Source organism: Litoreibacter meonggei, assembly GCF_003663885.1.
Lineage (GTDB): Bacteria > Pseudomonadota > Alphaproteobacteria > Rhodobacterales > Rhodobacteraceae > Litoreibacter > Litoreibacter meonggei.
This window is the reverse complement of record NZ_RCCE01000001.1, coordinates 663,295-689,619: the sequence shown is the minus strand read 5'-3', so window position 1 is coordinate 689,619 and position 26,325 is coordinate 663,295. Positions and strand designations below refer to the sequence as shown.

27 protein-coding genes are annotated in these 26,325 nt (G+C 59.4%); 12 read left to right on the top strand and 15 right to left on the bottom strand.

The annotated features are described in order from the left end of the window. Positions 1 to 14 precede the first annotated feature (14 nt). Together BCF46_RS03385 and BCF46_RS03380 are read left to right on the top strand one after the other, a co-directional pair. Complete coding sequence (locus BCF46_RS03385; protein WP_121021699.1) at positions 15 to 701, top strand: TIGR04283 family arsenosugar biosynthesis glycosyltransferase; 687 nt, start codon at positions 15 to 17, stop codon at positions 699 to 701. A gap of 94 nt (positions 702 to 795) precedes the next feature. Next, positions 796 to 2,007, top strand: a complete 1,212-nt coding sequence (locus BCF46_RS03380) for a pyridoxal-phosphate-dependent aminotransferase family protein (protein WP_121021697.1) — start codon at positions 796 to 798, stop codon at positions 2,005 to 2,007. Here BCF46_RS03380 and BCF46_RS19700 read toward each other — a convergent pair whose 3' ends face one another. Both BCF46_RS19700 and BCF46_RS03375 read right to left on the bottom strand, forming a co-directional pair. After that, on the bottom strand, positions 2,008 to 2,181 hold the full coding sequence (locus BCF46_RS19700) for a hypothetical protein (RefSeq protein WP_170157850.1): 174 nt from the start codon (positions 2,179 to 2,181) through the stop codon (positions 2,008 to 2,010). Positions 2,182 to 2,244: 63 nt separating this feature from the next. Then, a complete protein-coding gene (locus tag BCF46_RS03375) occupies positions 2,245 to 3,348 on the bottom strand; it encodes a pyridoxal phosphate-dependent aminotransferase (RefSeq protein WP_121021695.1) in 1,104 nt (367 codons plus the stop codon). A gap of 81 nt (positions 3,349 to 3,429) precedes the next feature. On the opposite strand from BCF46_RS03375, the gene BCF46_RS03370 reads away from it, so the two are divergent. Next, a complete protein-coding gene (locus tag BCF46_RS03370) occupies positions 3,430 to 3,594 on the top strand; it encodes a Tat pathway signal protein (RefSeq protein WP_121021693.1) in 165 nt (54 codons plus the stop codon). 39 nt (positions 3,595 to 3,633) lie between these two features. Then, positions 3,634 to 4,404, top strand: coding sequence for a crotonase/enoyl-CoA hydratase family protein (locus BCF46_RS03365; RefSeq protein ID WP_121021691.1), 771 nt, complete (start codon positions 3,634 to 3,636; stop codon positions 4,402 to 4,404). Positions 4,405 to 4,608: 204 nt separating this feature from the next. Here the strand turns inward: BCF46_RS03365 and BCF46_RS03360 are convergent, their stop codons facing one another. Then, a complete protein-coding gene (locus BCF46_RS03360; RefSeq protein WP_121021689.1) occupies positions 4,609 to 7,713 on the bottom strand; it encodes a valine--tRNA ligase in 3,105 nt (1,034 codons plus the stop codon). A gap of 153 nt (positions 7,714 to 7,866) precedes the next feature. Between BCF46_RS03360 and kynA the strand changes: the two genes are divergently transcribed. Beyond that, on the top strand, positions 7,867 to 8,709 hold the full coding sequence (kynA, locus tag BCF46_RS03355) for a tryptophan 2,3-dioxygenase (RefSeq protein ID WP_121021688.1): 843 nt from the start codon (positions 7,867 to 7,869) through the stop codon (positions 8,707 to 8,709). On the opposite strand, the gene BCF46_RS03350 is transcribed toward kynA, so the two are convergent. From BCF46_RS03350 to BCF46_RS03325, 6 genes are all read right to left on the bottom strand, one after another. Next, positions 8,706 to 9,776, bottom strand: coding sequence for a DUF2235 domain-containing protein (locus tag BCF46_RS03350; RefSeq protein WP_121021685.1), 1,071 nt, complete (start codon positions 9,774 to 9,776; stop codon positions 8,706 to 8,708). The two genes, kynA and BCF46_RS03350, sit on opposite strands and share 4 nt — an antisense overlap. A 138-nt stretch (positions 9,777 to 9,914) precedes the next feature. After that, positions 9,915 to 10,553 (bottom strand): class I SAM-dependent DNA methyltransferase, encoded by a 639-nt coding sequence (locus tag BCF46_RS03345; RefSeq protein WP_121021683.1) that lies wholly within the window; start codon positions 10,551 to 10,553, stop codon positions 9,915 to 9,917. Beyond that, positions 10,543 to 10,860, bottom strand: coding sequence for a cupin domain-containing protein (locus BCF46_RS03340; protein WP_121021681.1), 318 nt, complete (start codon positions 10,858 to 10,860; stop codon positions 10,543 to 10,545). Before BCF46_RS03340 ends, BCF46_RS03345 begins: the two co-directional genes overlap by 11 nt. After that, positions 10,861 to 13,149 carry a xanthine dehydrogenase family protein molybdopterin-binding subunit gene (locus BCF46_RS03335; protein WP_121021679.1) on the bottom strand — a complete coding sequence of 763 codons (2,289 nt, stop codon included), beginning with the start codon at positions 13,147 to 13,149 and terminating at the stop codon, positions 10,861 to 10,863. Positions 13,150 to 13,214: 65 nt separating this feature from the next. Further along, positions 13,215 to 15,632, bottom strand: coding sequence for an ATP-dependent helicase HrpB (gene hrpB, locus BCF46_RS03330; protein WP_121021677.1), 2,418 nt, complete (start codon positions 15,630 to 15,632; stop codon positions 13,215 to 13,217). Positions 15,633 to 15,663: 31 nt separating this feature from the next. After that, positions 15,664 to 16,383 (bottom strand): DUF3108 domain-containing protein, encoded by a 720-nt coding sequence (locus BCF46_RS03325; RefSeq protein WP_245989752.1) that lies wholly within the window; start codon positions 16,381 to 16,383, stop codon positions 15,664 to 15,666. A 123-nt stretch (positions 16,384 to 16,506) separates the two neighbouring features. Between BCF46_RS03325 and meaB the strand changes: the two genes are divergently transcribed. The 5 genes from meaB (at position 16,507) to BCF46_RS03300 (ending at position 19,609) form a co-directional block, all read left to right on the top strand. Further along, entirely contained in the window at positions 16,507 to 17,463 is a 957-nt protein-coding gene (gene meaB / locus BCF46_RS03320; protein WP_121021676.1) for a methylmalonyl Co-A mutase-associated GTPase MeaB, read from the top strand. Between the two features lie 210 nt (positions 17,464 to 17,673). Continuing rightward, positions 17,674 to 17,961 (top strand): 50S ribosomal protein L28, encoded by a 288-nt coding sequence (rpmB, locus tag BCF46_RS03315; protein WP_121021674.1) that lies wholly within the window; start codon positions 17,674 to 17,676, stop codon positions 17,959 to 17,961. Between the two features lie 137 nt (positions 17,962 to 18,098). After that, the gene (locus BCF46_RS03310) at positions 18,099 to 18,443 is read left to right on the top strand and encodes a hypothetical protein (protein WP_121021672.1); all 345 of its coding nucleotides are present in this window, start codon (positions 18,099 to 18,101) and stop codon (positions 18,441 to 18,443) included. Between the two features lie 54 nt (positions 18,444 to 18,497). Next, positions 18,498 to 18,986 carry a copper chaperone PCu(A)C gene (locus tag BCF46_RS03305; RefSeq protein WP_121021670.1) on the top strand — a complete coding sequence of 163 codons (489 nt, stop codon included), beginning with the start codon at positions 18,498 to 18,500 and terminating at the stop codon, positions 18,984 to 18,986. A 158-nt stretch (positions 18,987 to 19,144) separates the two neighbouring features. Then, the gene (locus BCF46_RS03300; RefSeq protein ID WP_121021668.1) at positions 19,145 to 19,609 is read left to right on the top strand and encodes a low molecular weight protein-tyrosine-phosphatase; all 465 of its coding nucleotides are present in this window, start codon (positions 19,145 to 19,147) and stop codon (positions 19,607 to 19,609) included. Here BCF46_RS03300 and BCF46_RS03295 read toward each other — a convergent pair. The 3 genes from BCF46_RS03295 to BCF46_RS03285 all read right to left on the bottom strand — a co-directional run bounded on the left by BCF46_RS03295 (position 19,585) and on the right by BCF46_RS03285 (position 21,743). Then, entirely contained in the window at positions 19,585 to 19,899 is a 315-nt protein-coding gene (locus tag BCF46_RS03295; protein ID WP_121021666.1) for a hypothetical protein, read from the bottom strand. The genes BCF46_RS03300 and BCF46_RS03295 overlap by 25 nt on opposite strands. A 172-nt stretch (positions 19,900 to 20,071) precedes the next feature. After that, positions 20,072 to 20,389, bottom strand: a complete 318-nt coding sequence (locus BCF46_RS03290; RefSeq protein WP_121021664.1) for a hypothetical protein — start codon at positions 20,387 to 20,389, stop codon at positions 20,072 to 20,074. A 232-nt stretch (positions 20,390 to 20,621) separates the two neighbouring features. Further along, positions 20,622 to 21,743: a hypothetical protein gene (locus BCF46_RS03285; RefSeq protein ID WP_147435933.1), complete on the bottom strand. Its 1,122-nt coding sequence runs from the start codon at positions 21,741 to 21,743 to the stop codon at positions 20,622 to 20,624. A gap of 80 nt (positions 21,744 to 21,823) precedes the next feature. Between BCF46_RS03285 and lepA the strand changes: the two genes are divergently transcribed. Continuing rightward, on the top strand, positions 21,824 to 23,638 hold the full coding sequence (gene lepA, locus BCF46_RS03280; protein WP_121021660.1) for a translation elongation factor 4: 1,815 nt from the start codon (positions 21,824 to 21,826) through the stop codon (positions 23,636 to 23,638). On the opposite strand, the gene BCF46_RS03275 is transcribed toward lepA, so the two are convergent. Next, a complete protein-coding gene (locus BCF46_RS03275; protein WP_121021658.1) occupies positions 23,635 to 24,795 on the bottom strand; it encodes a hypothetical protein in 1,161 nt (386 codons plus the stop codon). The two genes, lepA and BCF46_RS03275, sit on opposite strands and share 4 nt — an antisense overlap. A gap of 243 nt (positions 24,796 to 25,038) precedes the next feature. Next, positions 25,039 to 25,257, bottom strand: a complete 219-nt coding sequence (locus BCF46_RS20155; RefSeq protein ID WP_121021656.1) for a hypothetical protein — start codon at positions 25,255 to 25,257, stop codon at positions 25,039 to 25,041. Between the two features lie 90 nt (positions 25,258 to 25,347). On the opposite strand from BCF46_RS20155, the gene BCF46_RS03265 reads away from it, so the two are divergent. Continuing rightward, a complete protein-coding gene (locus BCF46_RS03265) occupies positions 25,348 to 25,536 on the top strand; it encodes a CTP synthetase (RefSeq protein WP_121021654.1) in 189 nt (62 codons plus the stop codon). Here BCF46_RS03265 and BCF46_RS03260 read toward each other — a convergent pair. Continuing rightward, positions 25,533 to 26,288, bottom strand: a complete 756-nt coding sequence (locus BCF46_RS03260; RefSeq protein ID WP_121021652.1) for an alpha/beta fold hydrolase — start codon at positions 26,286 to 26,288, stop codon at positions 25,533 to 25,535. The genes BCF46_RS03265 and BCF46_RS03260 overlap by 4 nt on opposite strands. Positions 26,289 to 26,325: the final 37 nt, after the last annotated feature.

Genomic DNA, 26,325 nt, shown 5'->3' with positions numbered 1-26,325 from the left:
ATAACAGCCCTGATATGTCTGCACCGTTTTCCATCGTGATCCCGACCCTGAATGCGGCGGCCCAACTGCCGGAGACCCTGAACGCCCTGATGCCGGGGTTGGAGAGGGGTATGATCCGAGACTTGATCGTGTCGGACGGAGGCAGCACCGACGCGACGATCCGCATCGCCGAGCAAGCTGGGGCAGAGATCGTCAAAGGCGCAAAGGGGCGTGGCGGGCAACTGCGCCGCGGGGCCGAAGCCGCGAAGGGCGAGTGGTTGTTGTTCCTACATGCCGACACACATCTGGCGCGCGATTGGGTCGGGGCTGCCGCCGTTCACCGCGCAGAGCATCCAAACCTTGCTGCTGCATTCCGGTTGCGGTTCCGCGCCAAGGGGTTGGCCCCTCGCGTTGTGGCGTCATGGGCCAACCTTCGCAGTGCTGCGCTGAACCTGCCTTACGGCGACCAAGGCTTGCTGATGTCGCGTGAGTTATACGACTATTCCGGCGGCTACCCTGACCAGCCCTTGATGGAAGACGTGGCTATGGCGCGGGCGCTGAAAGGGCGCATACGGTTGCTGGATACACATGCCGCAACAGGCGCCGATCGGTACGAGAAAAACGGCTGGCTGCGCCAAAGCCTGCGCAATTTTGACACGCTGACACGCTACAGCTTCGGGGCTGATCCTGAAAAGTTGTCCAAGCGCTATCACAAAGGCTGATCCGCCGCATAACTGATAGCGAATTGACGGCCCCTTCGGACGGCTCTACCTCTTGGGCTCAAGTCGTTGCTCTGGTTTCCAAAAGGCCCGTTTCATGTCCAATTTCCCCAACCTGTCCCATGGCCGTCATACGCTGGCCATTCCCGGCCCTTCCGTGATGCCGGAGCGTGTGTTGCAAGCCATGCATCGCCCCGCGCCGAACATCTATACGGGCGAGTTGATCGACATGACCTATTCACTGGTTCCCGACCTGAAAGCCGTGGCGAAGACTGATGGTCACGTTGCCATGTATATCGGCAATGGCCATGCCGCGTGGGAGGCGTCGCTGGCCAATGTGCTGGCGGTTGGTGACAAGGTTCTGGTGCCGGGGGCGGCGCAGTTTTCCAACGGCTGGGCCGAGACGGCGCGCAAGCGTGGGCTGGTGGTGGAGCAGTTAGATTTCGGTCGCCGCGCACCGATTGACCCGCAAGCGGTGGAAGACGCGTTGCGCGCGGATGCTAGCCACGAGATCAAGGCTGTTCTGGTGGTGCAAACCGACACCGCCAGCTCTGCCAAGTCCGACCTTGCAGCTATTCGAGTGGCCATGGATGCCGTAGGCCATCCGGCGCTGCTGATCGTTGATAGCATCGCCTGCCTGGGCTGCGACGACATGCAGATGGGTGCGTGGGGAATTGATGTTGTGGTGACCGGAAGCCAAAAGGGTCTGATGGTGCCGCCCGGTATGTGCTTCGTGTTCTTCAACGACAAGGCCGCCGCTGTCCGCCAAAAGATGGAGCGGGTTTCGGACTATTGGGACTGGCACCCGCGCGCCAATCCCGAAGGCTATTATCAGATGTCCTGCGGCACCGCACCGACCCACCACCTTTACGGCTTGCGCGTCGCACTTGATATGATCTTGCATGAGGAGGGGCTGGAGAATGTGCTGGCCCGCCACGCTACACTAGCCCGCGCCTTGTGGGCGGCATGTGACGTTTGGGGTGAAGGCGGCCCGCTGGAACTGAATATCACCGACCCTGCAGCGCGCAGCAACGCGGTGACGTCACTGCGAATAGGTGCGCCACATGGCACCGATTTGCGCAACTGGCTGATTGAACAGGCTGGCCTCACGCTGGGCATCGGCCTTGGCATGGCGACCGAAGATGACCCGATGTCCGATGGTTTCTTCCGCATCGGCCATATGGGTCATGTGAACATGCATATGCTGATGGGCACGCTCGGCTCGATTGATGCGGGGTTGAAGGCGCTGAACATCCCTCACGGGGATGGGGCTTTGGCGGCGGCGGCACGAATTTGCGCAGGGAAGTAGCTATTCGCGCCTTGGGACTTTCTGCAATAGGACATGCAAAAACAGGCTGGTAAGCAGCGATATCGCGTAGCCGAACGCGGCCCATAAGATGAACAGCCCTGTGAAAAGCACCACATAGGCCATGACCAGAAACGGCTTGGTGAAATCCTCGACCCGACCGGGTGGCTGTGACATGGACGCGTCCTTTCTCCTTCCTTAGCCTAGCGCGGCTTTTGGCAAAGAACAGTCGCGTTTGCGTTATCCGGCGGCGGTCAGCGCTTTCGGCAAGGCATCTGCCAGCAGTTTCATGTCCTGCTCGGTGCCGCAACTGATGCGGATGGCGCGGTCTTGCGGGGCGACGAAAGGCATCCTGGCGAACAGGCCCTGAACCAGCAATCCGGCGAGCACCTTGCGGGCGTAGTCGCCGTCCTTGCCGCAATCAATTGCGACGAAATTGGTGGCCGAGGGCAGGGGCGTCAGCCCGTTGTCACGCGCGATTTTCGCAATCCGGTCACGGGACGCGGCCACCTTGGCACAGATTTCGGACAGGTAGCCCTGATCGCGCAAGGCGGCCAAAGCGCCTGCTTGGCTGATCCGGCACATACCGAAATGGTTGCGTATCTTGTTGAAGGTGCTGATGTTTTCCGCCTCGCCCAACGGATAGCCCACCCGCGAACCCGCCATGCCGTGCCCCTTGGAGAAGGTGCGCATGCGGATCACGTTGGGGTTGGACATGTCGAGCGCTGGCGCAGTGCCTTCGGGGGCCAACTCAATATAGGCTTCGTCCAATATCAGCAGGCAGTCGTCCGGCACCGCGTCGATCATCCGTTGCACCGCGACAGCGTCATGCCAGCTGCCCATCGGGTTGTCGGGGTTGGCGAAATAGATCAGCCGCGCACCGGTCTCGCGGGCTTTCGCCAGCAATGCGTCAGGGTCTTCGTGGTCGTCGCGGTATGGGACCATATGCAGATCGCCGCCGAACCCCGCCACATGGTAGTTGAAGGTCGGGTATGCCCCTGCTGAGGTCACGACAGCCGTTCCTTGTCCCACGTAAAGCCGCACCAGATAGCCCAGCAATGCGTCGATGCCTTCGCCGACCATGACATTTTCAGGGCCGACGCTGTGACGCGCCGCCAGCGCATGGCGCAAGTCATAGCTCTCGGGGTCGCCATATTGCCACACCTCGGAGGCGGCGATCTTCATTGCGGCAATCGCCTTGGGTGACGGGCCAAAAACGCTTTCATTCGCACCAAGGCGGGCTTTGAAATGCGTCCCGTTCGCCCGCTCTATGGCCTCAGGCCCCACGAATGGAACGGAGGCAGGAAGGCTTTCGGCAAGCGGGGTAAGGGGCGGTCTATTCATGCGTCAGAGTTTGACCGCGTTTTGGCGTTGCTTGCAAGTGGGCGCGCGGACCCCCATCTAGAAAGGACGGAGGGTTTATCCATGCCACACCTCACACGCCGCGGCTTCATGGCCGCAACTCTGGCCACAAGTGCCAGCCGCGCGGTTCCGATCGCTATCAAAGCCCGCAAACCGCGGGTCATTCTGGAGTTGGTCTATGACAAGGCGCTCGGCATGATGCGTGCGGTGGAGCGTATCGTTAGGTAACACTGGCCTGCGCTAAACCTTGCCGCTACGCTTTGCGCCATGAGCTTGGTTACAACCGATATTGCCGACGGCATTGCAAGGGTGACGTTAAACCGCCCTGAGAAGATGAATGCCATTTCTCTGGATATGCTGGATGAGGTTCTTGCCGCCGCCGAGGACTTGCGCGGTGCGGATGTGAATTGCGTAGTGCTGTCGGGAGAGGGGCGCGCGTTTTGTGCGGGGATCGACATCACGTCTCTCTCCAGCCTTTTGGGTCAGGACATGGACGAGGTCATCATCCGCCGCACCCATGGGGATGCCAACCGGTTTCAGGAATTTTCTCTCGCGTGGCGCAAGCTGGGGGTGCCTGTCATCGCGGCACTTCACGGGGTTTGTTTTGGTGCTGGGATGCAGTTGGCCATCGGCGCCGATATTCGTGTGGCCGGGCCCGAAACCAAACTGTCGATCATGGAAATGAAATGGGGGCTGGTGCCTGACATGGGCGGCATGACGCTGTTCCCACAGGTGCTGCGCGATGATGTGTTGCGCAGGCTCACTTACACGGCGGAGATTGTGGAGGCCGAGCAGGCGCTTGCCTTCGGGCTGGTCACAGAGGTCTCCGAGGATCCGCTGGCCCGTGCGATGGAGCTGGCAAAGCAAATCGCCGCGCAAAGCCCAAGCGCCGTTCGCGCCGCAAAGCGGCTGATCGCGGGGGCGCAAACGGGCACGACATCCAGCATTCTGATGGCTGAATCCGTAGAACAGGCTGCCCTGATCGGTAAACCGGATCAAATGGCCGCTGTCATGCGAGGCATGTCCAAGAAATCTTAGGAAAAGGCGGCTGAGGTATCCCCCAGCCGCACTCCGAAGATCGCGCTTGGCGGTCTCCATCCGGTCCGGCCATCGGCTCTCCAGCCTGTACCGGACCTTAGGTGAAGCACGATTCCTGTTTCCATTTGGTTAAAAATACTCAAATCGCGACGCTTTTTGCAGGCGATGGAGTTTGAGTATTTGAGACCAAATGGAGACAGGGCGTCATCCCAATTCAGCCAGCCTTGCGAGTGCGGTTTTCAATTTGCCCTCTTCTTCCTCGCGCGCAGCAAGGTTTTCGCGAGCCTCTTCGACCACGTCGGCGGGGGCGATTTCGGCGAATTTGGGGTTGTTGAGGCGGCCTCGCAAACCGCCTAACTCCTTGGCCAGTTTACCTAAAGTTTTCTCCAGCCGCGCTTTTTCTTCATCCACGTCGATGATGCCCGCCAGGGGCAGCGCGAAGCTGCCGCCCGCCACGGGGATCGTGACGGAGCCTTTTGGCGCGGGGCCTTCGGTGACGCCTTCGATGCGGGCGAGCTTGAGGATCAAGGCGTCGTTATTAGCGAAAGCGGTGCGGCCTGCGGGGTCGAGATCGACCTGAACCAGCGGCACCTTGAGGCCAGCGGGGACGTGCATTTCACCGCGTGCAGAGCGAACTGTGTCGATGAGTGAGATCACCCAGTTCATTTCCGCGTCGGCATTTTTATCAACTAATTCAGCGCCATAAGTGGGCCAATCCTGATGGACAAGCATATTGTCGCGCTTGGCGGTCTCGCCCCAAAGCTCTTCGGTGATGAAGGGCATGATCGGGTGCAGAAGGATCATGCACTGGTCCAGCACCCATGCCATGGTCGCGCGGGTCTCAAGCTTTTCGGCGTCGGTTCCATCGAGCAGAAGCGGCTTTGAGAACTCCACATACCAGTCGCAGACCTTGCCCCAGACGAACTTGTAAAGGGCGTCCGCGGCGTCGTTAAAGCGGTAGCTTTCAAGCGCCTGATCGACCTCCATCCGGACCTTGGCGGTCTCTCCCACGATCCATTTATTGACCGTAAATTCGAGGTCTGCGGGGCGTCGGCTTTGCGTCGGCTTTGTGTCGGGCAAGCCGTAGGCCTCGTTCATTTCGGCGAAGCGCACGGCGTTCCACAGTTTGGTGCCGAAATTGCGGTAACCGGCGATGCGTTGCATATCCATTTTCAGCACGCCGCCGAGCGACGCCATGGCCGCGTTGGTGAAGCGCAGGGCGTCGGCGCCGTATTCGTCGATGATCTCCAGCGGGTCGACCACATTGCCGGTGGATTTCGACATCTTCTTGCCTTTGGCGTCGCGCACGAGGCCATGCAGGTAGACTGTGTCGAACGGGATTTGGTCCACAACCGCAAGTTGCATCATCATCATGCGAGCGACCCAGAAGAACAGGATGTCCTGCCCCGTGACCAAGGTGGAGGTCGGGAAATATTTCGCGAGTTCCGGCGTCTGTTCGGGCCAGCCGAGCGTTCCGATGGGCCAGAGGCCAGAAGAGAACCACGTGTCCAGCACGTCTGCGTCGCGCCAGATCGGGTAGACCAGCTTCGTCGGGTCTTGGGTGACGTTATATTCCGCCAGACCTGTCGCGAACTGGTGCAGCGCCTCGGCGCGGTCGGCGACCTCGACCGGGCGCGCGTGGTTCAGGGGCATCGGCAGCTTTGCCAGAATGTTTTCGAACTGTCCGGTGACGCCGTCAAATTCTGTCGCGCAGTGATGCACATCGGGGTTGGCGGCGATGGCGTCGTTGGTTAGCAAACGGCCAATCTCTACCGAATCCAGATCGCCGTCGCCTTCATCGTCCTTGAAGCCTGCGGCATTCAGGTCGAAGCCGTACCAGACGGGGATTTGATGGCCCCACCAGAGCTGGCGTGAAATGCACCAAGGCTCGATGTTTTCCAGCCAGTGGAAATACACCTTCTCGCCGCTGTCGGGCATGATCTTCACGTCGCCATTGCGCACCGCATCCAAAGCAGGGCCGACGATCTTGTCGGTCTCCACGAACCATTGGTCGGTCAGCATCGGCTCGATCACCACCTTCGAGCGGTCGCCGAAGGGTTGCATGATCGGCTTGTTTTCGACGTAAGGCACCAGCTTGGAGCTTTCCTGCCCGTCCTCCTCGTCGATCACGGGGACGGAGACCATGACGGCCAGCCCTTCGTTGGTGATATCCTCGACCACGGCTTTGCGGGCCTCGAACCGGTCCATGCCGCGATAGGCGTCCGGGACGAGGTTCATTGCGGCGACCATACGCTCGCCGAACTCGCGCTCGCCATTGGCGATCTCTTGCGCCACGGCGGCTTCCTCAGCGTAGGGCTTGCCGTCAGATCGCATCGCGCCTTTCGTGTCCATCAGGTTATACATCGGGATGCCGCCGCGCTTGGCGACCTGGTAGTCGTTGAAGTCATGCGCGCCGGTGATTTTCACCGCGCCGGAGCCGAAATTCTTGTCGGGGTATTCGTCGGTGATGATCGGGATCAGGCGGCGATGCTCTTTCGGTCCAACGGGAATTTCGCATAGTTTTCCAACGATTGGCGCATAACGCTCATCTGTTGGATGAACCGCAACCGCGCCGTCGCCCAGCATGGTTTCGGGCCGCGTGGTGGCGATGGAGATGTAGTCGCGGGTCTCGCGCAGGGTGACGTTTCCGTCCTCGTCCTTCTCGACATATTCGTAGGTTTCGCCGCCCGCCAGCGGGTATTTGAAGTGCCACATATGGCCGGAGGTTTCGATATTCTCGACCTCCAGATCGGAGATCGCGGTCTCGAAATGCGGGTCCCAATTGACGAGGCGTTTGCCGCGATAGATCAGGCCTTTGTTATACATCTCGACGAAGACTTTGATCACCGCGTCGGGGAAGTTGCCGGACATGGTAAAGGCTTCGCGCGACCAATCACACGACGCGCCGAGGCGTTTGAGCTGATCTCGGATGGTGCCGCCGGATTGTTCTTTCCACGCCCAGACATGCTCCAGAAACTCGGGGCGGGTCATGTCGGTGCGCTTCTTGCCGTCTTTGGCCAGTTCACGCTCCACTACCATCTGGGTCGCTATACCTGCGTGGTCGGTGCCTGCCTGCCAGAGCGTGTCGTAGCCTTGCATGCGTTTCCAACGGATCAGGATGTCCTGCAACGTGTTGTTGAAGGCGTGACCCATATGCAAGACGCCGGTGACGTTGGGGGGCGGGATCATGATGCTGAAGGTTTCGGCGCGCTTGGCGTTGGCACCGGCGGTGAAGCAGCCCGCCTTGTCCCAAGCGTCATAGAGCCGGCTTTCGGCTTCGGCTGCGTTGAATGTCTTTTCCATGGCCATGATATCGGTCCCCTTTTGGAGTTACCGAGGTCATACCGCGACGGGGCGGGGTGGAAAAGGGCTGATCGGGTGTTTTGGTGGGGGCGGCTTTGGTTGCGTCCGGCGCGGGGGGCGATACCATGCGGTGATCGTCACATTCAGGAGCACGCCGCCATGACCACGGACACCCCGTATGACCCCGCCGAGGAAGGCGCGCAGATGCGTTTTGACGGGCGGATGTCGTATAACGACTACCTTCGGCTGGACATGGTGTTGGGGGCGCAGGAGTGCCTGACCGACACCCATGACGAGATGCTGTTTATCATCCAGCACCAGACGTCTGAATTGTGGATGCGACTGGCCTTGCATGAAATTGGTGCTGCGCGGGACGCCATTCGCGCAGATCAGCTGCAACCGGCGTTCAAGATGCTGAGCCGCGTGGCGAAGATATTCGAGCAGTTGAACAATGCTTGGGACGTGCTGCGGACCATGACGCCCAGCGAATACACGGCGTTTCGTGATGATCTGGGGCAGTCCTCGGGGTTTCAGTCTTGGCAGTATCGGCTGATTGAATTTGCGGTGGGGAACCGCAACCCCGCGATGATCAAGCCGCATGCGCATCGCGCGGATATTATGGAGAAAATTGACGCGGAACTGGCGCAGCCGTCGCTGTATGATGAGGCGGTGCGGGCTTTGGCGCGGGCAGGGCTTGATGTGCCGCGGGAGGTTTTGGAGCGTGACGTGTCTGGCACTCATGTTTTTAGCGACGGGGTGATGGCGGCGTGGGCGGAGGTTTACCGCGACCCGCAGGCGCATTGGGCGCTGTATGAGCTAGCCGAAAAGCTGGTGGATTTCGAGGACTACTTCCGCCGTTGGCGGTTCAACCATGTCACCACGGTGGAGCGAGTGATCGGTTTCAAACGTGGGACAGGCGGGACGGGGGGCGTCAGCTACCTGAAACGTATGCTGGAGGTGGAGCTGTTTCCGGAGTTGTGGCGCGTGCGCACGGAGCTTTAGCCGCGCGAGGCGGCTTTGAGCTGCGCCTTGCTGGCGGGCACGAAGCCTTGCGGGCTGTTGACGACGCTTGGGTGCAACCGCTCCGACGGGTCGCGGCCGACCACGCGGGCGCGTCTTTGCCAGAACAGTTTGCCCCAGTGCCGCCACGTGCCCACAGACGGGGCTTCGACGTCGCGCGGGAATCGTGCGCGCCAGTCATCGGGCAGGGGCAGGCCGCAGGTTTCGGCTTTCTCCAGCATCCAGACGAGCGAGATATTGGCGAGGGGTCGTGCTTTGTCATAGCCCATCAAATGGCCGCCCACATCGCCATGCGCGCCTTTGAACCAGACCTGCTCCAACACGCCTTCAAAGCCTTCGCGGCTTTCCCACATCACCGGCTCGAACACGCGGCGGGTCTCGTTGAGCGCCAGCGCGTGGAAGCCGTTCTTGACCGCACAGCCAAGCGAGTGGTTGTGGAATTCATGCTCCACCGGTGAGAACCGCCACAGGAACGGCGCGCGGAAGCCCAAGGCGCGAACGGTGTCCCAGATGCCGATCATCTCGATATTGGCTTCCTTGTGACAATGCTGTTCGTGAAATGCCTTGCAGGCCTTCGATGTCGGGCTTCTGCGGTAGTGGCGATAGGCTTGGCGCACGTTGCGTTCGGTGGCGCAGTCGGCGCGCAGCAGGCCGACCTGATCGATGACGCCCGCAAGGCTGCGCACGGCATAGGCCCCGCGTGAATAGCCGAACAGGAAAATGCGGTCACCGGGGCGGTAGCGCGAGGCGATGAAGCCATAGGCGTTGCGGATCTGGCGGTTGATGCCGACGCCCGCCATAATGTCTATTGCGCGGCGTAAGCCTTGCCACTGGAGGCCGGCTTCGTATTTCAGCGACAGCGCTTTGTTCGGGGCCATCTCCGACAACAGCCGGAAGGTCATTCCGGCGTGGGTTTCAAAGCCGCTTTCCAAGGTGGACATGGTTCCGTCGAGGATGATCACGTGGGTGACTGGCCCGCGGGTGCCTTTCGGGTGAACCGAACGCGGTTCCGGGCCGAAGCCCACCAGGGATTTGAGACGGTCAGACATGGGGCGGACATATCCGCCAAGCCTTTCCATTCCCTTATACCAGCGCACGTTACTCACTCCAATTCGAACCTTTTACTAATCCTAGGAGGAACCGAGAACGGCTTCCAGTCAAGGTGCTTCACATATTATTCATGGATGTTACGCCCGACGGAACACAGCCAGATGGCCTTTGTCATGTGTGTGGGCGCGGTCACCGTTCGCTCCGTAGATCGACACCGTGCGCAGATGGTAGTCGGTGATCTTGGGTGCGAGCGCTTCGAACTTCGCCGCGAACCCCCGCGCCTCGAAATGTTCCGCGTTGACCGACAGAACGAACACCGCATCAGGACGCGCGAGCGCGATCAGCTTGTCCAACGCATCCGGCCCGACATGCCCGTGGGTAAAGGTGCCGGAGCTGACGATGCCGCCATATTGCGCGGGCTCAATCGGCAGGGTCTTGGTCAGGTCGGCTTGGATCAGCGTGCGGTAAATTCCCTTCTGGCCAGCCATCGCCAACATGTCCGCGGATAGATCCAGCGCGTCGATCACGACGTCACTGCATGTGCTTAGAGCCTTGGCCAGCAGCCCTGTGCCTGCGCCGACATCCAGTACGGGACCGATCCCGCCAAGCTCCGTAAACACCCGCGCCACATGGGCGGGCAGTTGGTAGTCCATGTTTTGCGCAAAGCTCTGGTCGTAGGTCTCGGCCCAATCGCCATAGAGCTGCCGGTTGTCCTCTGGCGTTTCCAGCGCGTAGGCAGCGTCTAGATTTGGTTTGTCTTTTGGGTCACGCGCCATTGCTTGGGGCTTCCAGAAACTCGATCTCGATGAACGCGCATTCGAAGTCATTGGCGCTGAGCACATCGTGCTCGACGCCCAACTCGCGAAAATATGGCACGCCGTTTTGCATGGGCGCGGTGATCACCTCGCCATCCGGCAGCCTGATTTCCAAAGCGCCGTCGAACAATGGCACCACCACATAATCATAGTCGTGCCTGTGCCAGCCCGTGTTGTCGCCGCGTGTCTTGAAGCGCCATTCGGTCACGCGGGTGCGGGCGTTTTCGATCTGGACGGTGCCGATTGCAGTGCCTGACGCGTCGCACATCTATGTGCTGCCCAGCATCTGCCACACCCGTTGCGGGGTGAACGGCATATCTGCGTGACGCACGCCGCGTTCCCACATGGCGTCCAGCGCACCGTTGGCTACGGCGGCCAAGGCCCCCACGGTTCCCGCCTCGCCGCAGCCTTTCATACCAAGCACGTTGGCGGTGGATGGAACCGGCTCCGAGTGGAACGCGATCATCGGCATGTCCGCCGCGCGGGGCATGCCGTAATCCATGAACGTCGCGGTCAAAAGCTGGCCATCTTCGTCGTAGACCACATGCTCGCTGATCGCCTGCCCGATGCCTTGCACCACGCCGCCATGGACCTGGCCTTCGGCCATCATCGGGTTCATTAACACGCCGAAATCATCCACCACGGTGTATTTGACCACCTCGGTCACGCCGGTGTCGGGGTCGATCTCGACCTCCGCCACGTGGCAGCCATTGGGGTAAGAGCGGCCGGGCAGGGTGGTGCTGGCGGAGATATTCAGCAAGTCGTCGCGGCCCTCGTTGCGGGCGGCGTCTGCGGCCTCGATCAGGGTCATTACCGTGTTGGAGCTTTCGGTGCGGAACGCGCCGTCCTCGAAGGCGACTTCATGTGCGCCCAACTGCTCGGCTACAAAAGGTCGGAACGTGTCGATGGTCTTCTCCGCCACCGCCTTGTTTGCGGTGCCTTGCGTGGTGACCGAGCGGGAGCCGCCCGTGCCGCCGCCGTTGGCGATCCGGTCGCTGTCACCTTGGATGATGTCGATCAGGTCAATGTCGATGCCGGTGTATTCGTGCAGCATCTGGGCATAGACGGTCTCGTGGCCTTGGCCGTTGCTTTGGGTGCCTACGTAAAGGTTAACGCGGCCTGTGTCTGCGAACTCCACATGCGCGGTTTCGTCGGGACTGCCGAGGATGCTTTCGATGTAGTAGCACACGCCAAGCCCGCGCAGTTTTCCCGCCCTGGCTGAGGTGGCTTTGCGTGCGGTGAAGCCTGCCATGTCGGCCTCTTGCTCGGTGCGGTTCAAGACCTTGTGGAAGTCGCCCACGTCATAGAGTTCACCGGTGACCGAGGTGTAGGGGAACTTGTCCGCCGGAATGAAGTTCTTGCGCCGCAGCTCCATCGCGTCCACGCCCAATTCGCGGGCTGCGTAGTCGATGGCGCGTTCCAGCACATAGATCGCCTCGGGGCGGCCTGCGCCGCGATAGGCGTCGACTTGGGTGGTGTTGGTATAGATGCCTTGGTTCGAGAAATACGCGGCCTGCACGTCATAGCCGCCCATCAAAACCTTGGAGGCCAGATCGCTTTGGATGAACTGCGCGAAGGTTGAATTATACGCGCCCATGTTGCTAACCGCGTTGACGCGGTAGGCGGTGATTTTGTGGTTTGCGTCGAATGCCAGCTCTGCTGTGGACACCAGATCGCGGCCCGCGTTGTCGGTTAGCATCGATTCCGTGCGGTCGGCTTGCCAGCGCACGGGGCGGCCAAGGGTGCGGGCTGCTTGGGCCACCATGAAATATTCGGGGTAGTCAAACGCCTTCATCCCGAAGCCGCCACCCACGTCGGGGGTGGTCACATGCACGTCCGTTTTGTCGATCCCCAGCGTAGAGGCGAGCGAGCCTTTCAGGCCCCAGACGCCTTGGCCGGAATATTCCATGCGCAAGCGGTCCTCCTCGATCGCGGCCCAACAGCCCCGCGGCTCCATGGAGTTGGCGATGATCCGGTTGTCGCCGATTTCGACCTTGGTGGTGAAGGCTGCGGCCTTGAATGCGGCGTCGGTTTTTTCCGCATCGCCGATCCCCCAGTCATAAGCGACGTTGTTCGGGGCCTCCGGGTGGATCGCCGCGCCGCCTTCGGAGACGTCCATATGAACGTCCAAATCGTCATAGTCGAACCCGATCAACTCGGCGGCGTCCTTTGCTTGCTCCAGACTGTCCGCCACGACCATCGCAATCGCCTCGCCCACAAAACGCACGCGCCCCGTCGCCAGAATGGGCCGCACGGGGGCGGCGCCTTGGGTGCCGTCACGGTTGGAAATGATCGACGCGCCCATTTTGTTGGTGCCACCTGCGGCCTCGAAGCTGTCGGCTGTCAGGACCAGATGCACGCCCTCTGCGGCCTCCGCTTCGGTGGTATCTAGATCGGTGATTTCGGCATGAGCAACGGAGGAGCGGAACACGAAGCCGAACAGCGCCCCGCTGGGCACCGTGTCGTCAAGATAGCGGCCATGGCCGGTCAGGAAGCGTGAATCCTCAAGGCGTTTCACAGGTTGAGCGGTGCCGAATTTGCTGTTGGCGAGTGTCATGACGCGGGCCTCCGAATTTGGGTCGCCTCAAACACTAACGGTCGGTGCCGCACTGTCCAGCCCGCTTACGTCCCGCGCGGCTTGGCGCGCAAGGTGGGGTCGGCGACGGTGGGGTCCTCGGGCCATGGGTGGCGCGGATACCGCGCGCGCATGTCCTTGCGCACGTCGGCGTAGGAGCCAGCCCAGAACCCCGGCAAATCGGTGGTGACCTGCACGGGTTTTGACGCGGGCGACAGGAGTGTGATTTTCAACGGTAGCCGGTCCGGCCCCGTGCGCGGGTGCTGTGTGACGCCGAACATCTCTTGCAGGCGCACCTCAAGGGCAGGGGTCCCGTGTGCGTAATCCAGCGCCAGATCACGCCCCAAGGGCGTGGTGAATTTCGCGGGCGCACCTGCGTCCAATGCCTGCATCTGGTCCCAGTTGAGCGCGGCGCGCAGGGCTTCTGCGACGTTGACGCCTTTCAAATCCTCCGCCGAGCGGACGCCTGACAGATAGGGCAGCAGCCAGTCTTCTAGGCTGTTCAACAGCCCTTCGTCCGACCAGTCCGGCATGCCGTCGCGCATATAGAGAACCCGCGCCCGTAGGTAGCGCGCGGGTTTCGACCAGTTGAGCGATGTGAGGCCCAATTGGCGTATCCCTTCCAGCATCGCTTGCGCCATATGGTTGGGGTCCGCGTCTTTCCACGTGCGGTCGTCCAGCACCAACGCCCCGAAGCGTTCCTGCCTGCGGGCCAGCACCTTGCGGTCGCGTTTCGACCATTCGCACAGCTCGACCCACTCGATCTGGTCCGCATAGAGGCCGCGTAACTCTGCCTCGCTTAAAGCGCAGGCCAGCCGCACCTTGGCTTCCCGCGCATCGCCGTCCAGATCAAGCGCCACGATCAACCGTTGCCCCGCCAGTGCGTCGCCGTTGTCGATCATCGCGCCTTTGCCACCTGACAAAACATAGCGCGCGTCCTTACCCGCACGCCGCAATCCGATGCGGTCGGGGTAGGCGAGGGCGGCCATCTCGCCCAAGCTGCGCTCGGAGCTGCCAGCGAAGCGCTTGAGGCGTTTGGCCTCTGCTCGTACCCGTTCCAGCACGCCGCGATTGGCGTGGGGTGGCACCGTGCCGCTGAGTAGCTTCATGCGTGCTGCGATGTCCGTCCCCGCGCTGCGCCCCAGCGGGTCGCGTTCCGCCAACAGAGCCGCCAGCGCAGGCCCACGCCCACCGGACATCGCCAGCATATGCCCCAAGCGCGGATGCAGCGGCATCGCGGCCAAGCTGCGCCCGTGGTCGGTGATCCGGTCGCTGTCCAACGCCCCCAGCATCCGCAAAAGGGCTTTCGCTTCGTTGAACGCACCCTCCGGCGGAGGTGTCAGGAATGCCAACTCCTCCGGTGCCGCGCCCCAGTTCGCCAGCTCCAGCGCCAGCCCCGTCAAGTCCGCCGCTTCGATCTCGGCAGGCGGGAAGGCAGGCAACGCGCCTTCCTCGGCCTTCGTCCACATCCGGTAGCACACGCCTGCCTGAACCCGTCCCGCGCGGCCTTGGCGCTGGGTGGCCTCGGCGCGCGATACTTTCTCGGTGACCAGCCGCGACATGCCGGAGCCGGGGTCGAACCGCGCCCGCCGCGCGCGTCCTGCGTCCACTACGACGCAGACGTCCTCGATGGTTAGGGAGGTTTCGGCAATCGAGGTTGCCAGCACGATCTTGCGCACGCCGTCCTCTGGCGCAATCGCCGCGCGTTGCTCTTTGAACGGCAGCGCGCCGAACAGCGGGCGCACAACGGCATCTTTCGGCACATGGAGCATGCCCATCACGCGCCGGATTTCGCCTTCGCCGGGCAGGAACACCAAGACGCCGCCTGTGGTCTCACTTACCGCGTGGTTCACCAGATCGGCGGTTGCCGTCTCGAAGCGGATGTCCTTGTGCAACGGGCGGTTCAGCCAGCGGGTCTCGACCGGATGCGCGCGCCCGTCGGAGGTCACGACTGGTGCGTTGCCCAACAATTTCGCCACGGGTTCCGCGTCCAAGGTGGCCGACATCACCATCAGTTTCAGGTCGGGCCGTAACGCCCCGCGCGCTTCCCACGTCAAGGCCAACCCCAAGTCGCCATTCAGGGACCGCTCGTGGAATTCGTCGAACACCACGCAGCCCACGCCCGCAAGTTCAGGATCGCTCTGGATCATGCGGGTCAGGATGCCTTCGGTCACCACCTCGATCCGCGTTGTTTTCGATACCTTCGCCTCGCCGCGCATCCGGTAGCCGACGGTCGCGCCAACAGGTTCGCCCAAACTCTGCGCCATCCGCTCGGCGGCGGCGCGGGTCGCAAGCCGTCGCGGCTCCAGCATGATCAGCCGCCCGTCAAAGGCACCCGCCTCCAGCAGCGCCAGCGGCACCCGCGTGGTTTTGCCCGCGCCGGGCGGGGCCTGCAAAACGCAAACGCCCCTATCGGTCATGTGACCGACAAGGGCGTCTACTACATCTTCAATCGGAAGGCTCATGCCCCCGCATAGCGCGCCTTGGCGCGAAGGTCTATTTCCGCTTCATCACTGCGTTGCCGTAGAGCGTGTGGGTCACAACCTTTTCCACGCGATAGCGGCCATCGGCGGTCTTGGCGTAGTATAGGTTAAAGGGAAAACGCGATTTCTCTGCCATGTCTTCCGATGAAAATCCGGCCAATCGGCGGTACTCGCCGTCGCATTTGATCATGTCGCCGTCGGCGCGTGGGGTGGCCAGCTTCACTTGCGAGCGGCGCTTTCCGTCATACATTTTGACGTCCAGCTTGCAGACCTCGTCCTTGTTAACGTCGCGGAACGCAGCATAGAGCGCGGTCATCGGGTCCACGGTGCCTTTCTGGGTCGATGGTTTCACCACATTCGGCCCTGCCACATAGTCCGACACGGAGGGCACACCGCCCTTATAGGTCATCGAGGCGGAGGATTTGCGCTTGCCGGTATCCGCCTTCTCGTCATAGCGCGAAGGGCTGAACGTGTTGCCTTTGACCCGTCCGCTGGCGCTGGCGGTGTATTTCACTTTGGCCACCAACCCGACGAGCCCGCCGCTTTGCAAGACGCCGGACGCCTTGTAGGAGCCACCACTCTCGGAGCCTTTGACCGTCAGAGTGCCTGCGGTGATCCCGCGAATGGCGACGGAAAACACAGCATCCGTGGCCCCATCAGCCGCAGCCATTTGGGGCGCGGTGAGTGTTAGCGGCAGAGCGCAGAGGCCCAGAATTGTCAAAAATCGCTTCATATTTTAGCCTCGTTGCATCACTTATGCCTCTCAGGGCATATTGGTCCTCAAACCACCGGATAACACCCCAAGTTACGGGGAAAACAAGCGAAAGATCGCCCATCCTTGAAACATATTGAAGACATGGCGGCAAAGATACGGGGCGGCGACAGGCGGGCCTTGGCCCGTGCAATCACCCTTGTGGAAAGTGGCCGCGCCGATCATCGGGCGGAGGCTTTGGCCCTAATTGACACCTTGCGCGTGGATGCACCGCAAGCCTTGCGCATCGGGTTGTCCGGTACGCCGGGCGTCGGCAAATCCACCTTTATCGAAGGGTTCGGGCTGCATCTGACGGGGCAGGGGCTGCGGGTGGCGGTGCTGGCGGTGGACCCAAGCTCGACACGTTCGGGGGGATCAATTCTTGGTGACAAGACCCGTATGGACCTGCTGTCGCGTGATCCGAACGCGTTTATCCGGCCCTCGCCATCGCAGTCGCATTTGGGCGGGGTGGCCCGCCGCACCCGTGAGGCGGTGACCTTGTGCGAGGCGGCTGGCTTTGATGTGGTGCTGATCGAAACTGTTGGTGTCGGCCAGTCCGAGACCATGGTGGCCGAGATGTCGGACATCTTCATCCTGCTGCTGGCCCCCGCTGGCGGGGACGAGTTGCAGGGCGTCAAACGTGGCATTATGGAAATCGCCGATCTGATCTTGGTGAACAAGGCCGATGGCGACCTGAAGCCCGCCGCGGTGCGCACGCAGGCCGACTATACCGGCGCGCTGCGCTTGTTGCGCAAACGCGCCCAAGACCCTGAAGGGTTCCCCAAGGCGCGGATCGTGTCGGCGTTGACCGGTTTGGGGCTGGAGGAGGCGTGGCAGGACATGCGGACGCTCAGCGACTGGCGTAAGGAGCATGGTCATTGGGATACCCGCCGTAAGGCGCAAGGGGTACATTGGTTCGAGGAAGCGGTGCGCGCAGGGCTTTTGGCGCGGATCAGTTCGGACAAGACGGCATCAGCGTCCATGAGAACTCTCGCGCAACAGGTCTCGGAGGGGGCATTATCCCCCGATCGCGCTGCGGCCAGAATGTTGGATAGCTTATGATAATTGGGGTTTTTACAGGCGGTGTGGGTGTGAATCGAAGCTGACTCGTGCCCAAGAGTGTATATCGGCCAGAAACAAGGCGTTTCCCACGTCAAAACACCCTTTCCCCTCTTGACCCTCCAAGAATCTCCGCCTATTCCACGCAAACCGAATTCAGGGCATCGCACGCGCGGTGCCTTCATCTGTTTTGAGACCCGGAAGGAAACGCACATGTCGCGCGTCTGTGAACTCACCGCCAAAGGCCCGATGTCTGGCAACAATGTCAGCCATGCTAAAAACCGGACCAAGCGCCGCTTTCTGCCGAACCTGAACGACGTCACCTTGATGTCCGAGACCTTGGGTCGCGGCTTCAAGTTCCGCATTTCTGCTGCTGCCCTGCGCACAGTTGATCACCGTGGTGGCCTTGACGGCTTCATGGCAAAAGCCAAAGACATCGAGCTGTCTACTAAGGCGCTCAAAGTCAAAAAAGACATCGCGAAGGCGCAAGCCGAGGCCTAAGCCTTACCGCGTATCGCTTTAGAAGCGGCCTCGTCCTTTAAATGGGCGGGGCCGTTTTCGTTTGATCTGGAACAACGTCACGTGAGGTGCGATTTGGCATATTGGCTCTGTTGCCAACGCACCGTATGGATAGATCCATGATCCACATCCGCCGCCTCTTTGCTGCATTCCTCGTGCTCACCATGGTTGCCACCACTGGCTCAATGGCGGTGATGCGCGACCGCGATGCTGGCACGCCGGCGATGGTGATCTGCAACGGATCCGGGTTGCAAACCATTTTACTCAACGCGCATGGCGATCCCGTCGATCCCGCACCAATCTGCCCCGATTGCACTATGGTGATGCTGGCCGATGGCCCGCCGCCGGTCATGGTGTTGCGCGGCGATGCGCAAAAGATGGACCTCGTGCTGGCGCAGGCCAGCCAATCTTACGTCCAGACGAGCAAGGGCGCCCTGAACGCCCGCGCCCCGCCTGTTGGTTGATCTAACCCAAACGTTCACATCTACAGACAACCAATCAGATGAAAGGGCATAGTTATGTCTTTGAAATTTATCTCTGCGGCCTTGCTTGCCGCCACCCTCTCTACCACTGCCTTTGCAGGCGACATGGCCTTCAAGGTCACCGATTCCTACGCACGCAGCGCCAGCGCGAACGCCAAGACCGGCGCGGCGTTTATCACCTTAATGAACATGTCCGACACTGATGACCGCCTTATCGGTGCGACTTCCCCTGCGGCCAAGCGCGTCGAGTTGCACACCCACCTTGAAAATGACGGTGTCATGAAGATGGTCCATGTCGAGGAAGGCTTCCCCGTCGAGGCTGGCGAGATGATCGAGATGCAGCGCGGCGGCAAACACGTGATGATGATGGGCCTGAACGGGTCGTTGGAGCAGGGCGCAATGGTTCCTGTGACGCTGACCTTCGAGAAGGCTGGCGATATGGAGGTGATGGTGCCGGTTGATCTGGAGCGTAAGCCCATGAAAGGTCACGGCATGATGAAGCACGGGGCGTCTAACGACAGCTAACAGCACGATATCACTCATAGTTAAGGCGGCCTTTTTGGGCCGCCTTTTTTGCGCGTGGTCGAAAGGGGACGTTACGGCACTCTAGTACATTCAGGGCAAAAGTCTTGATCCATACCCACAATTGACGCACAAAGGCGTATAGCTGGGGAGCTACTATAGTGAGTAATAGACTTTTGTTTGCCTGTTTGGGCAACATATGTCGTTCGCCATTGGCGGAAGGCATTGTGCGGGCTAAGGCGCAAAGCGCCGGGCTTGAACTGGAAATTGATAGCGCCGGTACAGGCGGTTGGCATATCGGTGATCCGCCTGATGGGCGTGCTATCGTGGCCGCACGCCTCAAGGGCTACGACATCGAAAACCAGATATCACGCCGGATTGGCCCCATCGATTTCGATGCCTTCGATCTGATAGTCGCGATGGACGAGACCAACCGTCAGGACATTGAAGCCCTGCGCCCGTCGGGTTCGGTCGTGCCGGTTGTCTTGATGTCGTCTTTTGCGTCAGGTGATGTGCCTGTCGAGGTGCCAGACCCGTATTACACAGGCAAGTTCGAGCCGGTTATCGCGATGCTGGAGACCTGCGCCGACGCGCTGGTGGCTCAGCTCCTCACGGCGCGGCAGTAGCTCTCGGCGTTTGCGCCAAACTGCTTGTAACGCTTCCAGAACTTCTCGTGGCCGCTATTGTCGGACTGGCGGATAACTTGCGCACGGTGCGGGTCGGAAAAGAAGGTGGCCGCCAAGCGCTGGTCGCCAGAGCTCAAAGTCAGGTCCGCGACCTGTTGGACGCAATTGCACAACGGACGAGACGCCGCCTTGCGATCTGCTTTCAGGCAGGCCCGCTCAATTGGTCCGGCGAGGGCCGCACTGGTGCAAAGCCCCAATACAATTGTAGTCACTGCCAGTTTGAAACCCATATTCCCGCTCCATGATCTGCGGCGCGATGTATCCCGCGCTCGGTCGTTGGTCGATCATAGGGCAAACGCCGTGACGAATTCAATCGCCACGGCGTTCACGTTTTCAAAGCTGACGGGTACCCGAACGCTGGGGGCGTGGATTTCCCTGCGGAACCAAAAGCAAAAGGCGGGTTCAGTTTAGTGCTGGCAGGTTCTCAACGAATATCTCGGTCACAGGTCCGTCGGATTCGATCGAACCCGCGCCGGAAACCGTGCGCGACACGTATTTGGTGTTCGCTTCGGAATAGCCAGTTGAGCGCACAATCTCGGCCTCCACAAACCCGCGCCCGTAGTTGTCGCCGGCGGCGTTGTGGGGGCGGTAGTTGATCGGATTGGTGTAGCTGGCAATGACTGGCGTGTTGGTGTGAACATGCGGATAAAGCGACTGATCGCCCGCGAACGCAGGGGCGGTGACGGTCAAGCAGAGGCAAGCGAGTACTAAGCGAAACATTTAACAACATCCTTTGGAGGGGCAGCAGAACAGAGAAGTTAACTGTCCATTAATGCCATGATTTCGTCAAGTTGTTGCCATTATTCAATATGTTAGAGGCTATATATGGTGTGATGCATGAACCAAACCGCTAGAGGAGGCATCATTGTTTCCGCTGAAGCAACGCTCGCCACATTGTTGCCATGATTTGTTGGGGTGGTGATTCTGAGGAACTTGAAGATTTAGAGCGACATCAAATAGGCAGTCCACTCAGGGCTTGAAGCCAACTTTCCAACGCTTCAATAATTTTTCCAGCCTGTGAAACTACAACAACAAGCCCTGCAGTTGCGCCTGCTTTGAGGCCATCAACGGCTAGCTGTTTCCCACTTTCCTCAAGTAAATCGCCAAGCTCTCTCTGCACTTTCTTTAAATTCACTAGGATAGCGTTTAGCAATCCGATACGGGCACGTTCTTCATTAAGCTCTTGCTCGACGTCCTGCGTTAGGTCTTCGAATTTCGAGAGATCGTCTAGCGTTTCAGGCGGAAGGTTATGGCCTGGCTTGGCGAGGTTGAACTCCGCGCTAGTTTCATCCCAGGTGTGCAGCTCATTGGTGAGCTGAATTCGGGCTTCGAGTTCTCGAATTTGCAGTGCGATCTCGTCCGGCCCCTTACGCCAGCTGACATCATCGACTTGAACAATTCGTGTTAGGATGTTTCGAGCAAAAGGATGTCCGTCTAGATGACCGAGATACCAAGACCGCCAAAATCCCCACGTACCGTCGTGCGAATAGCTACTTCCTGAGAATTTCCGCCAGCAGGACTTTAGCTCGGGAGGAAATGGGCTTTCACACCAAAGGTGCACTGTTTTCAGACTACTGCCCCCAGAGGCCATGACCCTTTCCATATCGGAAAGGGCCTCGCCTCGAAGAATGCTGCGCAACTCTTGATGCCGAGTGGGAGCGTTAGATAGACGCGCAGCCGATCTAGCGGCATGATCCACAGCGAAGCACGTGCCTTCAATTTGCTTTTCCCGATTTGCGTCTGGAAGCTGCAGTAATTCTAGGCTGTCGATACAAGAAAGCATCGATAGCCTAGCGGCTGTGTTTGCTCCAAAATAAGATGCCGCTTGGGCGCAATCTCTGAGGCAGTTCGATATTTTCTGTCCGTTATCATTTTCGTCGCCGTCATTGGTTGTCGTTACGGTTACCAGAGTTCTCAGCGCCGCCAACAGTATTTGAGGATGATTGCCGGTGCTGACACCGGCTAAGATCGCGGGAAATACTCTTAGTGCGGATCTGCTCGCAATCTCGAGCATTTCCGATTTTGAAAGTTCGCTACAAGCTTGGATAAAGTCAGCTTTGAAGTTCGTAGTCATGGCGGGTCCCGAAAAGTATCTGTTCTTTGGATGCTGCCAGCCCATTGACCAACCCTGCAAACCAAATCATATCCTGCACCATGACCGAGCTTTCAAAAATCCGCAATTTCTCCATCGTGGCGCATATCGACCACGGTAAATCGACCCTTGCTGATCGCCTCATCCAAGAGACGAACACGGTTGCCGCGCGCGACATGAAGGAGCAGATGCTCGACAGCATGGATATCGAGCGCGAGCGGGGCATCACTATCAAGGCCCAGACCGTGCGGATCGACTATGTGGCCGATGATGGCGAGGCTTACGTCCTCAACCTGATCGACACCCCCGGTCACGTCGACTTCGCTTACGAGGTTTCCCGCTCCATGCGCGCCGTCGAAGGCTCGCTGCTCGTGGTGGACTCCTCCCAAGGGGTCGAGGCGCAGACGCTCGCCAATGTTTACCACGCCATCGACGCCGACCATGACATCGTGCCGGTCCTGAACAAGATCGACCTGCCTGCCTCCGACTGCGACCGCGTGGCCGAACAGATTGAGGACGTCATCGGCATCGACGCCTCCGGCGCTATTCAGGTCTCCGCCAAAACGGGGCAGGGCATCCACGAAACGCTGGAGGCCATCGTCACCCGTCTGCCCGCGCCCAAGGGCACCCGCGACGCGCCGCTGAAAGCGATGCTGGTGGACTCATGGTACGACAGCTATCTCGGCGTCATCGTCCTTGTGCGCATCATTGACGGCGTGCTGAAAAAGGGCGAGCGGATCAAGATGCTCTCCAACAACTCGACCCACCATGTCGACCGCATCGGTGTGTTCAAACCCGCGCTCACGGAAATCCCCGAGCTTGGCCCCGGCGAAATCGGCTTCCTCACCGCGTCCATCAAGCAGGTGCGGGACACCCGCGTGGGTGACACCATCACCCACGAGAAGAAGGGCACCGAAAACGCGCTCCCCGGTTTCAAGCCGTCCCAGCCCGTGGTGTTCTGCGGCCTGTTCCCCGTGGACAGTTCCGAGTTCGAGGACCTGCGCGACGCCATCGAAAAACTGGCCCTGAACGACGCGTCCTTCTCCTACGAAATGGAAACCTCCGCCGCGCTTGGCTTCGGCTTCCGCTGCGGCTTCCTTGGCCTGCTGCACCTCGAAGTCATTCGCGACCGGATCGAGCGCGAGTATGACATCGACCTGATCACCACAGCACCTTCGGTTATTTACCACGTCTACATGCGCGCAGGACCCGGTGAAGTGGGCGAGAAGATCGACCTGCACAACCCCGCCGACATGCCCGACCTGACCCATGTGGATCACTTGGAGGAGCCGCGCATCAAGGCGACGATCCTTGTGCCGGACGAATACTTGGGCGACGTGCTGAAACTGTGCCAAGACCGCCGCGGCATCCAGTTGGACCTGACCTATGCCGGCACCCGCGCGATGGTTGTCTATGATCTCCCGCTCAATGAAGTTGTGTTCGACTTCTATGATCGCCTGAAATCGGTAACAAAGGGTTACGCCAGCTTCGATTACCAGATGACCGGCTACCGCGAGGACCGCTTGGTCAAGATGCAGATCCTGGTAAACGACGAGCCGGTCGACGCGCTGTCCATCATGGTCCACCACGACCGCGCCGAGACCCGTGGCCGCGCCATGGTCGAGAAGCTGAAAGACCTGATCCCGCGCCACATGTTCAAAATCCCGATCCAGGCCGCCATCGGGGGCCGCATCATCGCCCGCGAAACGCTGGCCGCCATGCGCAAGGACGTGACCGCCAAATGCTACGGCGGCGACGCGTCGCGCAAGAAAAAGCTGCTGGAGAAGCAGAAGGCCGGTAAAAAACGGATGCGCCAGTTCGGGAAAGTGGATATCCCGCAAGAAGCGTTTATTTCGGCGCTGAAGATGGATAGCTAAGGTTTCAACTTTGCGATCAGGTCTGTGATCTTTTCGAGCTGATCTAATTGTAGACCTGTTTCTTTTCCGAACATCACTGTGTCGGAAGAAAATATTTTGACCAATTGCTCAATTTCACCGACTTTAGCATCGGCGAGGACTAGCGATATGGCCTTCGATTGATAAGAATTCGACAGTCTCAGGCTATAACGATAAAGAGTAATTAGTGCCTGAGCGAAAAATAGGAGCACGGCGATAACCCCAAATCGTGTTACTGCTGATGCAATTAACGCTTCTCTCGCTTCGGTACTCGAAGTTGTACTTCCTAACAAAAGTAGTTGATCTCGCTTAATCTGATCCAACAAATCCTCTGCATCCGTAAGTCGCCTTTTAGAGACATTTGATCGCTCGATGAGTTCTTCTTTCTCCAGCGTAAGTCCTGAAATCTGTCTTTCAATTTCCTTGAATTCAAACGTTTCTTGTTGCCTGTCTCTTCCGAAATTAAACTGGACTTGGAGGCGAGCAATCTGCAGATCTATATCTTTCAGCGCTTGTTTTCTGTTGGAGTTTTCCACTTGGATATCGCGAAGATAAGAAGCTGCATTACTTTCTCGATCAGCGCTTCGTAGATCAATGTTGGTGATAATTCCTGCGAACAAAATTACGTTTACGGCTAAAAAAATTATGCACCCCACACCAAACAGCGCCCAAAAAGATGTCTTCTTTGTTGCGTTTGACTCATACAGTAATTGGCGAGCGGCATTTTCGACTGTAGCGTTATCAGTTGAGCGGCTTATCCATCCGTAGTCAGCAACAAAATTACCTTGAGAGACCGATAGCGAACTGACCGTTCGAATGGACAAAAAGCCTAGCATCAATACTAAGGCCGCCACTAGCATCATAAGGGCATAATCTTCTGACTTAGTGCCATATGTATCTAGTAGAAATGACCCAACTACTGGCAACACGGGCATTAGGAACGCGACACGCTTGAGCCAGAAAGGAAGAAAGCGAATTTTTATTAGCCAGAAGTAACCTAACAATATCGGTGCCGATGCAGCGAGAATAAATTGGGATATCGTTTCAGACAAAAATAGTCCGATTGTGACAGCTAAGCCTATCAATATTGGTAAGCAAAAGAGCTCGAGCGTCCAGTGGGTCTGTTTCGTTGGTGTCATACTTCTTTACCATTCTTGATGGTCTAGGCGTATTTATAAATAGATGTCCGAAATTACGAAAGTAAGAACTAAATGAGCTTAGGAGATTTGTATTGTGAGTTCAATGAACAGTTCGCGCCATCTCATATGATGGTCGAAAGAAGCAGATAAACCCTTCTGTTCAACTTAACCAATTTACCTGATGGGTATTCCACGTCGAGGTGACGCATTCATGGGATGGCAAACTTCCCAGCACTCCCCCGACTACAACGCCCGCTTCACCGCCCGCGCCGCTCCGCTGACGTCTTGGCCGATGCCGTCAACCGTCTCGCAGCCTGCCAGCGCGAACACTAAAGCTAGGCCTATCAAACTCAATCGCGTGATCATCTGGGTGATCCTTTCTGCTTCTTCCTCGGCCAAGTTTACCAAGCTCCGCGCGTGAATTCCAGCGGCGTCACGCGCTGCTCGGTATGACCTCGCCACCGTGTGTCCCCCGCATGACCCAGATCAAAGTTTCACGACACGCGGCGCGCTATAGACTGCCGCGTAAACCACGACCAAGGAGTAAGCCCCATGTTCCGTCTCGCCGCAATTCTCTTTTCGATGACCTCCACCACCCTTGCGGGGATTGGCGTCATCGCGGTGTTGTCCATGGGCTACGACACGTGGATGCCGATCGTAATTGCCGCCGCCGTGGGCTTCGTGATTTCCATCCCCGCGACGTGGTGGCTGGTCAAGCAAATCACCGCCAAGATCGTCTAGGCCCGGTCCAGAAACGCCCTGACATTCGCCTCGAACTCACGCGGCTTTTGCGCGTGCAGCCAATGCCCCGCGCCGGGGATTTTGGCGAATTTGGCGTTCGGGAACAGGGGCTTGATGATCGCGCGGTGGTCCCGCGTGACATAGTCGGATGCGCCGCCGGACAGGAACAGCGTGTCGCCGTCAAAGCTGCCTGCTATATCGGGGAAGCCGATGATCTTGCCCATCTCGGCGGTCAGGACATCAAGGTTCAGTCGCCATTTCTTCTCGGCAACGTCAACGGATTGCGCCAGAAATTCAGGCAGACCAACCTCCAGTTGCGTCATCTGCTCCAACACGTCCGAGCGCCGCTCGACCGACGCAAAGTCCACCTGCCGCATCGCCTCGATCGGACCCATCTGGGTATGCGCGTAGGTCACCGGCGCAATATCCGCGACGACCAGCTTGTTCACCAGCTCAGGCCGCATCACCGCCAGCACCATCGCCGCCTTGCCGCCCATGGAATGGCCCAGCACATCTGCCGGAGCGCCTGTCTTTTCAACGACTTGCGCCAGATCGGCGGCAAGGGCCTCGTAGCTGTGGCTGTCGTCCCAAAAGCTATGCGCATGGTTGCGCATGTCGACGGTGTTTACCTCTCCACGGTCGGACAAGCGCTTCGCAATTACCCCCCAATTGCGGCCAGAGCCGAACAATCCGTGGGCAATAAGCAGGGGCCGCGCAGCGCCCGTTGCGCCATATGTGGTGTAATTAAGCATAAACAAAGCACTAGCAGCTTCCCGCCGCCCGTGGAAG